The sequence below is a fragment of the Streptomyces sp. NPDC056600 genome, from assembly GCF_042792855.1.
Classification (GTDB): domain Bacteria; phylum Actinomycetota; class Actinomycetes; order Streptomycetales; family Streptomycetaceae; genus Streptomyces.
In genome coordinates this window covers 57,091-69,142 of sequence record NZ_JBHTVQ010000003.1, presented here as the reverse complement: position 1 = coordinate 69,142, position 12,052 = coordinate 57,091, and the positions used below count along the sequence as shown (strand labels likewise).

At 70.1% G+C, this 12,052-nt stretch carries 12 protein-coding genes and 1 pseudogene; 9 read left to right on the top strand and 4 right to left on the bottom strand.

The features are described from left to right. Positions 1-67: 67 nt before the first annotated feature. The 3 genes and pseudogenes from ACFRAV_RS02695 to ACFRAV_RS02685 all read right to left on the bottom strand — a co-directional run bounded on the left by ACFRAV_RS02695 (position 68) and on the right by ACFRAV_RS02685 (position 1,581). On the bottom strand, positions 68-481 hold the full coding sequence (locus ACFRAV_RS02695) for a very short patch repair endonuclease (RefSeq protein ID WP_382551113.1): 414 nt from the start codon (positions 479-481) through the stop codon (positions 68-70). A gap of 264 nt (positions 482-745) precedes the next feature. Next, positions 746-862 (bottom strand): annotated as a pseudogene (locus ACFRAV_RS02690) (IS5/IS1182 family transposase); the annotation flags it as partial. 191 nt (positions 863-1,053) lie between these two features. Further along, complete coding sequence (locus ACFRAV_RS02685; protein ID WP_382550872.1) at positions 1,054-1,581, bottom strand: STM3941 family protein; 528 nt, start codon at positions 1,579-1,581, stop codon at positions 1,054-1,056. A 113-nt stretch (positions 1,582-1,694) separates the two neighbouring features. Here ACFRAV_RS02685 and ACFRAV_RS02680 point away from each other — a divergent pair, with 113 nt between their 5' ends. From ACFRAV_RS02680 to ACFRAV_RS02640, 9 genes are all read left to right on the top strand, one after another. Next, complete coding sequence (locus ACFRAV_RS02680) at positions 1,695-2,327, top strand: MBL fold metallo-hydrolase (RefSeq protein WP_382550870.1); 633 nt, start codon at positions 1,695-1,697, stop codon at positions 2,325-2,327. Between the two features lie 733 nt (positions 2,328-3,060). Then, the gene (locus ACFRAV_RS02675) at positions 3,061-3,339 is read left to right on the top strand and encodes a hypothetical protein (protein WP_382550868.1); all 279 of its coding nucleotides are present in this window, start codon (positions 3,061-3,063) and stop codon (positions 3,337-3,339) included. Next, positions 3,336-4,556, top strand: a complete 1,221-nt coding sequence (locus tag ACFRAV_RS02670) for a hypothetical protein (protein WP_382550866.1) — start codon at positions 3,336-3,338, stop codon at positions 4,554-4,556. Before ACFRAV_RS02675 ends, ACFRAV_RS02670 begins: the two co-directional genes overlap by 4 nt. Further along, positions 4,553-5,425 (top strand): hypothetical protein, encoded by an 873-nt coding sequence (locus ACFRAV_RS02665; protein ID WP_382550864.1) that lies wholly within the window; start codon positions 4,553-4,555, stop codon positions 5,423-5,425. Before ACFRAV_RS02670 ends, ACFRAV_RS02665 begins: the two co-directional genes overlap by 4 nt. Positions 5,426-5,781: 356 nt before the next feature. Next, positions 5,782-6,219 (top strand): hypothetical protein, encoded by a 438-nt coding sequence (locus tag ACFRAV_RS02660; protein WP_382550861.1) that lies wholly within the window; start codon positions 5,782-5,784, stop codon positions 6,217-6,219. 20 nt (positions 6,220-6,239) lie between these two features. Continuing rightward, entirely contained in the window at positions 6,240-8,597 is a 2,358-nt protein-coding gene (locus ACFRAV_RS02655; protein ID WP_382550859.1) for a hypothetical protein, read from the top strand. Between the two features lie 83 nt (positions 8,598-8,680). After that, on the top strand, positions 8,681-9,310 hold the full coding sequence (locus ACFRAV_RS02650; protein ID WP_382550857.1) for a hypothetical protein: 630 nt from the start codon (positions 8,681-8,683) through the stop codon (positions 9,308-9,310). A gap of 261 nt (positions 9,311-9,571) precedes the next feature. Further along, entirely contained in the window at positions 9,572-10,567 is a 996-nt protein-coding gene (locus tag ACFRAV_RS02645; protein WP_382550854.1) for a hypothetical protein, read from the top strand. Positions 10,568-10,604: 37 nt separating this feature from the next. Beyond that, positions 10,605-11,621 (top strand): RNA-binding protein, encoded by a 1,017-nt coding sequence (locus ACFRAV_RS02640; RefSeq protein ID WP_382550851.1) that lies wholly within the window; start codon positions 10,605-10,607, stop codon positions 11,619-11,621. On the opposite strand, the gene ACFRAV_RS02635 is transcribed toward ACFRAV_RS02640, so the two are convergent. Beyond that, positions 11,610-11,990 (bottom strand): antibiotic biosynthesis monooxygenase family protein, encoded by a 381-nt coding sequence (locus tag ACFRAV_RS02635; protein WP_382550849.1) that lies wholly within the window; start codon positions 11,988-11,990, stop codon positions 11,610-11,612. The genes ACFRAV_RS02640 and ACFRAV_RS02635 overlap by 12 nt on opposite strands. Between the last annotated feature and the right edge of the window lie 62 nt (positions 11,991-12,052).

Genomic DNA, 12,052 nt, shown 5'->3' with positions numbered 1-12,052 from the left:
CCCGGTAATGCCCGCGTTCACGACGGGAGGTGACCCGCCCCTACGAGTGATGACGCAGTGTCCTCGATCAGTGCCTGCTGTGACGGGTGCCAGCTATGTTGTCAACATGGCGAGCCGCAGCGACGGTGGACGAGATCTGGGTCGCGATCCGGGCCGGAGCTTCGTGCTCCCAGTAGCGCAGCACCGTCCAGCCTTCGGCCTCAAGGTGCTCTGTGGTCTCCCGGTCGCGAGCCATGTTCTTGTCCAGCTTCACGCGCCACCACTCGGCGTTCGACTTCGGTTGTGTCGCGTGCTGGGGACAACCGTGCCAGAAGCAGCCGTCCATGAATATGGCGATCTTGAGCCGAGGGAAGACTATGTCGATGGTCCTGCGGGGCATCCCCGGGACCGGCACGTTGACGCGGTAGCGAAGCCCGGAGGCGTGGAGGATCTTGCGAACCGCCACCTCGGGCACCGTGTCCCGGCGACCCTGCCTACTCATGCGGGCCGAGACGGCTGGGGAGGAGGGGACGACGCTGCTCACCCTCTCATTCTGCCGGCGCGGTGGCAGGCGGTGTGGGCGGTCGCTGCAGCCCTTCGTCAGAGCTTGGGCTCCACCTCGAAGGGCAGCTTCCCTGCCCAGGCCGCCGGCGTGCCCGCCGCCTCCGCTCGGACCTCGCCGCCCACAGGGACCTCCTCCAGCACGGCACGCTCCCCACTCGGTAGGGCGAGCCGGCGGTACCAGGAGCCGGCTCCGATGTCGTTACGGCAGCGTCGACCGGATCCACAGCAGCAGACGTTCGGGATCAGTCACGACCTGCATGTTCACGCCATGGCGTTGGTGCCTGTGGAAGTAGTCGCTACGTCCGTCGCCCAGGTGGTCGTACTTGCTGCAGCTCCATCGGGCAGGGCGTTCTGGAACAGGACGGCGTAGTGACGGCCGGCGTGCTCTCGCAGCACCCATGGCATGGCAGCAGGCTGCCAAACGGACGTGCCGATGCCGACGACGAGTGAGTACCCCGGCTCCGCGGGCGCTCCTTCCGCCGACCCGTGGACCAGGGTGAACGGGCGGCCTCAGCGCTCCGTCGCGAGCCCCGGGTGGTGACGGCGCATCGCGTCCACGACCGCCTCCGCCGGCACCGGCAGGGTACTCATGGGCATGTTGGCGGGGCCGTAGCCGAGCCGTGCGTTCATCGACGCCGTGCTACGGACGAGCCTGGGCGCGCGGGCGAGATAGGCGTCCGGGTCGTGCAGCACCAGCTCGATGAACTGCTGCGAGGTGTTGCGCACCCACTGCTCGCGTACCCGGACGGCGGCTATCTCGTCCCAGGTGAACCGTCCCAGCCGCACGTGCTCCACTCCCGAGTCGTCCAGCACCAGCTCCGGCCGGTCGCGGACTAGGCGCTGGGCGATGATCAAGGCGCAGACCCCGAAGAAGGGCACGGCCAGGGCGCCCGCCACCGTCATCTTCACGCTGCTGTGGACGACCAGAAAGGCGACCCCCACGGCGACGAAGGCCAGAGCGCCGGCCAGCAAGGCCCACACGCGCCCCTTGGGGATCGGGTAGACCGTCGGGGGCAGCGGGGCGCCGTCGTTGATCACGAGGTCAGAGGGTACGACTGCGCCCCTCGTCGGTGGAAGTCCCTGGCGGACGGCCCGTGAGAGGCGAGTGAACGCAGGGTGGGGCGGACCTGCCCGGTGGCAGGGTGGGAGCCATGAGGATCACCAAGTACGGGCACGCGTGCGTGCGGTTGGAGAAGGCCGGCCAGGCGATCGTCATCGACCCGGGGGTGATGACGCCTGAACCGGGCGCGGTGGAGGGGGTGGCAGCCGTCCTCGTCACGCACGAGCACTTCGACCACTTCGACCCGGACCGCCTGCGCGAGCTCGGGGAGGGCGTGGACGTCTACACCTGCGCAGGGGTGGCCCGGCATCTGGGCGCCTTCGGTGAGCGGGTGCGTGTCGTGGGGGACGGCGACGAGTTCTCCGTCGCGGGCTTCGACGTGTCGGTGCGAGGGGAGAAGCACCACCTCAGCCATCCGGATGTGCCGCCGGTCGACAACGTGGGCTTCCTGGTCGACGGAGAGGTCTTCCACCCGGGCGACGCGTTGACGGAGGCCGAGGCGCCGACGCTGCTGCTGCCGGGGCAGGCGCCGTGGCTGACGACGCCCGCCATGATCGGCTACCTGCGGCTGATGGCGCCGCGGCGGACCTATGCCGTTCACGACGGGCTCGTCAACGAGTGGGGCCTCAAGGTGCTGGACGGCGTCCTGGCCATGGAGGCCGAGCGGGCCGGTACCGAGATGCGAAGGCTCCGCGTGGGCGAGAGCGTGGACATCGAGGTCTGAGGACGCGCGACGAGGACACCCGGCTCCGGGCACGCGACGTACCCGGGACGGCAGGGTGCCGCCGCGGAGCGGTCCCTGCTGCGGCGCCGCGGGTCACTTCGTGTGGTCCGTGGGGATTGCGGTGACGTGGTGGCCGCCGTCCGAGACGAGCGTGGCGGGCGGGCGGCGGGCGGCCGAGGGCGGGCGATACACGGTGTCGGTCAGGTCCGTCCTCGGCCACCGTCCAGGACCCGGACGCTGGGCGGCTCCTGGTCGACGTCCGCGCACTGGGCCGAGACCTTGAAGTAGCCGGTGCCCCCTTCACGGCTCACCTGCACCCCACCGAGGATCCGACTGCTCGAGGTCTCGCAGCACCTCGGTGGCCCGTAACGCCTGGGCGGACGTGGCGGCGAGGCCGGTCGACGCGAGGGCGGACACGGTGGCCGTCGCCAGGGACACGGCTGCCCCGCCGACGGCATGTCGTCTGCGCACGGGAGGGGCCTTCCGGAGGGGAGACGGGCCGACCGGAGGGGTCACCTGACCGGTGCGGCCCTGTCGTCACGGAGGCGTACGCCCGGTGGATCCCGGCATCGGCCGCCGAACCCGTGCGTACGCGGGCGCAATGTTCCCCGAACCGCATGATCACATTGCGTGATCTTCTGTTCACGTCCCATGCTGACTATCCGTCACCGCCGAGTACCTGTTCGGCTCAAGGGGCGGTTTCATCAGTTTGCACGATTTCGGATGTGAGCGAATGTCCGCAAGGCAAGTCTGGCCGTACGTGGTGCTGGTGGCGACGATCGTGTGGAGCACGGTGATGGTCCTGCTGGGCCACGAAGCCGTGGCGGCCGCGGTGGTGCCCGTGGCACTGCCCGCCCTCCTGCAGCTCGCGGGAGCGCGGCGCAACACGCAGGGTGACGCGCGGGGCGACACGCAGGGTGACTCCGCCCGGCGCATGCAGGAAGGGGCGGGAGAGTCCGGGGGGCCGGAGCCGGGCGCGGAGCCCGAGCCGAACAAGGAGCGGTCCAGTTGACGAACCTGCCCGTACCGGAGACCGGCGAGCCCGCGCGAGGGCGCAGGCGAGGCCGCAAGCTGAGTGAGATCGATGCCCGGGTCACCGGCACCCACCGGCTCCTGGTGACCATTCTGCGCGACGGCTACCACAGGGACGGCCGCACCGTCCGCCAGCTCGGCGACGAGAGCAACTTCGTCCAGGGCAAGATCTCCGAGCTGCTCACGGGCTACCGCGGCAAGTACCCGCGCTGGGAGATCACCCGGTGCGTCGCCATCGCCATGGGCCTGCCGATCGCGCCGCTGTGCCGCCTGTGGCACGCCGGCGCCCGGGAGGCGCGCAAGACGGACAAGTGGATCAAGGGCAACGACGGCGCGAACGGCGACTGGCGCGCCCCGCTGCCCAAGAGCCTGGAAGCGCTGCACCATGTGCACGGTGGGACGTACCGCGCCTACGCGCGCGTCTTTCTGCAGCCGGACGTCGCCGACCGGGTCGTCGACCAGGCGCTGACCGTGGTGTGGGCGCGCATCCAGGTGGTGTTCGCGGGCGCCAGCGCCGTCGGCAACGTGTGGGCGGTGCTGAGGGAGCGGGTCATGGCCTGGGCCGATCTCTCGACGGCACACGGCGTGGCCGCGTCCCGGACGCTGTCCGTGCGGTGGCGGCGCGACGACCTGTCTCCCGTGCCGGGTCTGGCGGACGTGCCGGGCCTGCCGGGCGTGTTCGGCGTGCTGGGCGTGCCGGACGCCATGGACGCGGAGGATGCTCCGGGCGCCGAGGGCGGGCGGGGTCTGCCGGGCGTGGCGGGGCTGCCCGGTCTCGCCGAGCTGCCCGGGATCCTCAGCCGGCCCGGCGGCCTGCCGGACATCCCCGACCTTCCCGAGGTGCCGGGCCTCGCCGAGCTCCCCGGCCTGCCCAACGGGTCCACCCCGGCCCATGCGGGCCATCACCGCGATGCCGACGTCCCGCCCGGCCTGCCGGGCCTGAACGAACCGGCGGGCGTCCGGGACGAGTTCGTCCGGCTGACGGAGCAGACGGACCTCTTCCGCGCGATATGCGGCCTCGCCCCCCGCCACGCCGACGTGCTGATCCTGCGCTGCGTGTTGCGGCGCAGCGCCCTGAAGACGTCCGCAGTGCTCGGTACCGACCTCGGCATGGTCGGCCTGTGGGGCCAGCAAGCCCTGCAGCAACTGGAACAGGTCCCCCACTTCAGGACCCCCACGGGAGGAATGACGACATGAGCCGAGTCCAGCAGTTGCTCGCCGGAGCGTGGATACCGGACGGGGGCGCCATGCCGCCCGACATCGTGCCGACGGGCGGAGGTCCGGGCGTGCCCCGGGTCCGTGATCCGCTGCGCGACCCGCAGCGGGACGCGGCCGAGCGGCGCGCCGGCGGACAACTCGTCGCGCTCTGCGAGATGTTGCTCGCCCGCTACGCGTACACCGAACTCCGCTCCTTCCTCACCGACCGGCTCCCGGAACCCGTCGGCGCCCGGCTGGTCGGCTGCATCCTGCAGCTGGCCGACGACGAGGACGGCGCCCGCGCCTGGTGGCAGTACGCGGCGGGGGCCGAGGACGAACTGTCGCCGTACTGCCTCCACCTCCAGCACCGCAAGGACGGGGAGGGGGACCTGGCGAAGTGGTGGCTCGACCGCAGCCGGGTCGACCGGTGGAACGGTCTCGGCGGCCGCCCCCGGGACGTCCGCCTCGCCTTCGACCTCAACTTCCCCGAACTGCTCGAAATCCTCGCCGGGCTCAGGCCCCGGAACGGGGAGCGGGACCGGGACCGGGGCGAGGTGATCGAGGCGCTGCTCGAGTACGTCCCGGACGCGATCGCCCCTGGTCATGCGCGGTACCCCGCGTTCGACCTGCCGGTCCCGGAACCCGGGTTCGCCGACCGGGTCCGCGCCCTCCTCAGCGGCGGCCCCGGCCATCGCAAGCGCACGCCGGGCGGCCCGGACGGCGGGCGGGGCGACGGAGGCGGCTCGGGAGGTGTCGGCGGAACCGGTGGTGCCGGGGGCGCCGGTGATGCCGGTGGTGCTGGGGGCGCCGGAAGCGGGGGAGGCCGGCTGCCGGCCCAGCCGCGGGGGGAGGGGCTGGGAGAGGGGTGAGGGGAGCGCGGGGGTGAGAAGGTGACCGAGCCCCACGGACGTCGGACCTGTCCAGTTGAGACAAAGCGGCTGGTTCAGGCCATCGTCGGCCGGTCATCGCCATGTGTGGGTCCCGCCGCTTGTGCCGCTGGCCGCGTCGACGGACAGGGCCTGACGTGGGCCACCGCGTTTCTCACACTCTGCGATTCGTGAACCCCGAGCCACTGGCTTTCGGACGCCCTCGGACGGCTTCGGTCAATCCCGCTGTCGACGCTCCCGAGCGAGGGCGATGATGCCTGCAACGGGTGTTCGAGTTCTCGAGTCGGTGGCCGCGTGCACACGGTGGAGCGGTCGCCCGAATGAATTCGGGGGAATTCATGGCGTTCGAGCAGGAATGGGCAGGATTACGCGCGGCCGCGGCCGAGCGGGCGGGGATGCGGCTGAACGGCATTCCGGCCACCACTGACGGGGGCGGCGGTGGTGGCGGTGGGGACGACCTGGTCGTCAACCGGGACGATCTCGGCGCCATCGGCAATGACGCGTACGACCTGCTGGGCCGGCTGGGGAAGGTGGGCGACCTCGCCCGCACCTCCACGTCGGACGCCGCGACGGCACTGTCCAGCGGGAACTTCGAGAGCGGGCCGGCCCTGCTGAAGGTGCGGGATCTCTGGGACTCCCACCTGAAGACGCTGCTCGATTCCTGTGCGCAGATCTCGAACCACCTCGATTTCAGCAAGGCACAGAGCGCGAAGGACGAGGCGAAGGTCGAGGGGGACCTGACGCGTGTGTCCGTGCTGACGAAGTACATGAAGTAGGGCTCGGGGGAGCGTGCGCCATGTTGAAGTACGAGGACATCGTCGACGCGCCGGTGGGGAAGCTGACGGCGGCCGTCGACGACTGGTCGGAGATGGCCAAGAAGCTGGACGAGCTCGCCACCGACGCCGCTGACGGGATGAAGGCCAAGGCGGACAAGGCGTCCTGGGAAGGCGTCAACGCGGGCGTCACCAAGGCGTTCATCGGCAAGACGGCCAAGGAGTTGAAGGACGCCGCGGCCGAGGCCAAGGGGGTGAAGCTGATCCTGGAGGACGGTTGCGCGGCCATCAAGAAGGCCAAGGCCGATCTGATCCACATCCGGGACCAGGAGGCACCCGCGGCGGGAGTCCACGTGAGCACGAGCGGCAAGGTCTCCGCGCTGAAGCCGATCTCCAAGAATCACGCGGCGCGGCGCGAAGCCGACTACGACGACCTGCTGCGGGAGGAGAGGCAGAACCTGGAGTCGTGGCAGAAGCGGATCGACCTCATCGTCGACAACTGCAACGACACCGACCTCGCCCTGAAGAACGCCCTTCAGGCCAACGTCACCGAACGCAAGGACTTCGGCGCACCGACCTACACGAAGCTGGACCAGGAGGAGGCCGCGCGCGCCGCTGCCCTGGCAGCCAAGGGCCGGGACCTCACCCATGCGGAACTGCAGGCGCTCAACGAACTTCTGAAGGACAACGCCAAGTCGGAAGAGTTCGCCAAGGACTTCTACGAGAAGCTCGGCCCCGAGAAGGCGCTCGCCTTCTTCGGCCAGCTCTCCACGGACACGTATGAGCCGAGCGGCAAGCTCGACGCACAACGGCTCAAGGACGTCCAGGAGCTCCAGAGAAACCTGGGCCTCAACCTGGCCACCGCCTCCCACGACAAGGACTTCACCGAGAAGTGGGGGCCGGAACTGCGCAAGCTCGGTACGGAGCGCATTCCGCTGACGAAGAACGACTACGGCGGGCCGTTCGGCTATCAGCTGCTCGGCGGGATCATGCGGTACGGGAACTACGACGCGAAGTTTCTCAACCCGATCGCTGAGCATGTCGCGCAGTTGCACCAGAAGAACCCCGACCTGTTCGCCGCCAACAGGCAGCACAACGGCCCGTTCAAAAATCCGTTCAACCCCTCCGGCGTGAACGGGGCGGGATACGACCCGACCATCGCCATGCTGGAAGCGCTCGGCAACAGCCCGGAAGCGGCGAAGAAGTTCTTCACCGACCCCCCGACCGCGTACAACGAGGACGGGTCGGTCAACCGCGACGCGCAGGTCGATCTCGGTGAGAACAAGGACGGCGACGCGATCCGGAACTACCTCGACTTCTTCAGCGACGAGGAGTGGGAGTCCTTCGCCGACGTCAACTCCGGCGACGAAAAGGAGCGCAAGGCGTCCGCCGACCACATGCCCGACGCCCTCGGCCACGCCCTGGAGGCAGCGACCCTGGGCTACCCGGCCGGACACCCTGACGACAGTGTGGTACGGGACGCGGACAACGCCGCGGTGATGCGGAAGGTGATGGAGAAGTACAGTGCGGACCCAGCTCTGCTCAAGGAACATCACGAGGCGTTGGCCGACAGCCTGGGGGTCATGGGGGCGGGCTATATCGACGACATCAACTGGGCCTTGCAAAAGAACGATTCGCAAAGCGTGTTCGCGCCGGGGCGGAACCCGGACGGGCATCTCTACTTCGCGCAGTCTGAGGACGGGGAAAAGGACGGGCGGAGTATCGTTCGCGGCTTCCTCAGCACTCTTGGCCAACACCCGGACGCCTACGCGACGGTGTCGGCCGCGGAGCAGGTCTACACCCGCAGCGTGCTGGAAGGGACAGTGAGCCCGGACGGCAGGATCCATGAGGGCGCTGCCAGGGCGGCCGTGCGCGTGGGGGCCGAGGTGCAGGGCATGCTCGACCAGTCCCGGGCCGACCAGGTGGAGGCGACGAACCTGAAGACACACAAGGAGTACCAGGACGCGGTCGAGAAGCGGGCGGGCTGGGTCGCGTTCGGGGCCGGGGCGGGTGTTGCGGCGGGGGTCGCGTTCCTCCCCGCGGCAGCGGCCGCGGGAACGGCCGCGGTGCTCATCCCGCTGGCGACCGATACCGCCAGTGGCGCTGTCGAGCAGGTCATAGGCCAGGTGATCGGTGACGTCTCCGGCAGTTCGGTGGATGAACACGCGGAGAAGATGGAAGACCTCACCCACTTGGAGAAAAAGAAGGTGTACAGCGCCGGTGAGAGCATGGCAGAGGCGCCTTTGGAACAGTTTGCGGCGCGGCAAGGTATAGCCCTTGACAGTGACTTGGGGGAGGAGTTGTACGGGTCGATGCTGACCGGCTATGGGACTGGCAATGACCGGGAGGATCAGCAGGGCAACGCCCCGGAGACCGGCTGACACTGATGGACGGCTGAGGAGACGAAGTGGTGCGAACAGTGATCAGGCGCAGGTCGGTATCCAGTGCTCTCTCTGCCGCAGTCATGACAGGCTTGTTGTTGCTGGGCGGCATCGGTTGTGAAGGGGTGGGGGGCGATGGCGAGGACGTGCCCGATCAGGCAGTGGCGGGGACGGAGCTCTGCGGTGGTGATGCCATGTCTGCCGAGGCGTCCAGGGCGCTGAAGGTGATCACTGGGTCGTCGCGGTTCGAGGCGTCGGGTGAGGAGTACAGCGTCGAGCAGGCGGCCGCGCTCCTTGCCGAGGCGTGGCCGTCCTCCGTCATACGGGAAGACGTCTGCCGCATCTACACGGCCGCTGACGCGCCGGACTTCGAGCTCAGAGTCACCTGGAGTTTGGTCGACGGTCCCCCGACGGGCAGGCCGGCCGCAAAGTACACGCCGCTGAAAATGGGTGAGAGGGCCGGGGCCGCGGCGGACAAGGCATACGTCCAGTTCGAATGCCGAAGCAACAGGTTCGGCACCGCGGAGGCAGAGGCGCACATCTTCCTCAGTGTGGAGCGCGGGGGTATGCCGGTGGAGCCGGAAGGCGACGTCGAGGCGTTGAAGGACGCCTATGCGACCGTGGCCCATTCCGTCTCGCTGGCCATGGCGAAGGAACTGCGGTGCGAGAACAACGGCGGATTGCCTGAGCGGCCGGTGTTGGATCCCGCGTGACGCGCGTGCGGCTCCCGGCGCGGCCCAGCTACTCCTGAAGGGCTTGACGGGGGACCGGGACTCCTACGGGTGGCTTCGTACCTCGGTCTCGAGAGCATCTGTTATCCGGGGCAGGGGCGCGTGCCTCCATCAGGTGCGAGTGCGAGGCACGCGCCCCTCTGCCTGACGTAGGCAGGCGCGCGCCATGCACCGCTGTCACGGCTGGACCGGTCCGCGCCAATCCGCTCGCCTGGTTTTCACCCGGCCGCGTACCGTCTGCGCATGACGAGGACGACGCCGGCCAGGCCTGTGTCCGTGGAGGCCGTGTTCCCCGAGCTGGCCGCCTACCGCGGTCGGACGACACGGCTGCATCCGAGGCCGGGGCGGCCCGGCATGCGCGAGAGCCATGTCGGTGGACCGATGCTGTGGCCGGATGCCGAACCGTGGCCGGTCTGCCACGATCCTCACCAGCCCGAGACCGAGGGGTACGCCCCGGGCGAGATCCGCGCCGCGCGGGCCGCGGGAGCGTGGCCGCAGAGTCGGCCGTGGCGTGGTGCCGGAGCGCCGGGGGCGGACGGGCCGGTGCCCTTCGTGGGACTGGCCCAGTTGTTCCGCCGGGACATCCCGGGCCTGGGGTCCGGTCCCGGCGGCGCCGACCTGGTGCAGCTCTTCCGGTGTCCGTTCACCCACGGCCCCTACCTGGAGCGGCGCTACCGGCTCCGGTGGCGGCGGGCCGCGGAGGCCGAGAGCGCGGAGCGCTTCTTCGCCGCGCCGCCCGAGGTGCCTCAGCTGCGGTGGCATGACGAGCTCCCCGAGCCGTGTGTCCTGCACCCCGAGGAGGTGGACACCTACCCCTGGGCGGAGGACGACACCCTGCCCGCCCCGCTGATCGCACGCATCGACGCGTGGGACGACGCCCAGGCGGAGGCACTCGGCTCCGAGGCCCTCAGCTACCAGGACGACCTGTCGATCCCGCCCGGTTGGCGGGTCGGTGGCTACCCCAGTTGGGCGTCGACGGGCCCGATGACCATCGACTGTGCGTCCTGCGCGGCCCCGATGCGGCTGCTGCTGACCGCCGACAGCGGCGAGATGGACGCCGGCTCGCACAGCTGGGTGCCGCTGGAGGACCGTGACCCGGACCTGCACGGCATCGCCTCGATCCGGGGCGGTCGGTCCGTGGCCCAACCCACCCGGCTCCGCTTCGGCCGGGACCGTGACCTGCACGTCTTCACCTGCCCGTCCGGCCCCGGACACACGCCGCGATGGGTGCTCACCTAACTAGGCAGCCGTTGTGGGCTCACTGAAGGATGTGCGCATGCCGACCTACGTCTACCGCGTCACGAAGTACGACCCCGCCGACCGTGACGAGCACGGGAGCTACGAGGGCCCGGAGGACACGGACCGCGACCACGGCGAGGTGGAGGCGGCGTACCTCCGGGCGGTCGCCGCGTTCGCCGAGGACACCGGCGTCGGGCGGCTCGTCGTGCGCGAGCCGCAGGTCGCGTCCTACGTGCACTTCGGCCTCGAACCGGTGGTGGAGGGCTACGGACTGGACGGACTCTTCCCGTCCGGGCTGGAGGACTTCCACGACGGCGTCGAGGTGTCGCTCGACACCGGTCTGGAACTGGTGCGGGCCATGCTCCGGGACAACGGCGCCTGGTGCAGGCTGGAGGTCGACGACGTTTTCGCCGTGCACGTGGGCTGGGACCAGTACCTCTACGTCAGCAGCAACGTGCCGTGCGCGAAGGCCGTGGCGCGGACGCGCGAGCTCGGTCTCTTCCCCGAGCCGCTGAACTCCTCGCCCTACGCCTTCGAGGACGACGAAGAGGGCGTCCAGCGGCCCGGGGACGACGAGTTCTGGGCCTGCGTTCACCGTGCCGTGCGCGCCGGTGAGGCCGGGGTGCTGGAGGAGACGTACGCCGACAACGCAACCCGATGGCACCGGCTCACTCCGGACAGCCTCGCCACGGTCCGCGCCGGGCTGGCATCGCGCGCCCGCGTGGAGGTGTGGCCGCCGCTGTCGACCGACGTCACGTCGGTGCTGAAAGGGCTGTCGGCCGACGATTACGCCGAAGGGGTCTGGCAGGACGACGCCGGTCGCCTCCGCAGCGCGTTCGTCGACGAGGAGTCCTTCCCGCAGCTCGTCGCAGAGATGTCCCGGGCGCGGGCGGCCGCGGTGGTGTCCATCGTTGTCGACGAGCGGATGCCGCTGATGACCGCCGTCATGCCCGACGACGACGGCGTCCTGCGGGCCCGCTGGCGGACGACGTCCACGCCGGACGACCGGCTGTGGGCCCTCCGTCGCGGGACCCGGGACGACTCAGCCGGCTGACGGCGCCCGGGAGGTCTCGGTCCGCGTGAACGCGTGGCTCCGCTCCACCTTCGCGACGTGCAGCGTGTAGTTCTCGTACCACTGGGCGCGCCCACGCTCCTGCGCCGAGCGGTGCTCGGCGTGGGAGCGCCACTGGGTGAGGGCGTCGGCGTCGCGGAAGTACCCGACGGTGATGCTCAGCCCGCCGGGGGTCTTCGCGTGGTCCATGCCGAGGAAGCCGGGGACCTCCTTCACCAGCTCCTCCATACGTGCGCTGGTCTCGCCGTAGCCGTCCTCGTCGGTGGTGCGGACCGAGGTGAAGACGGCTGCGTAGTAGGGGGGTTCGAAGGCTTCGACGGGGGTGACGGCGGCGTCCTGGTGATCGCTCATGCGGTCACGCTAGGACCGGCTCGCCCCCGTTCTCCAGCGTCTTTTCCCAACGGGAGGGGGAA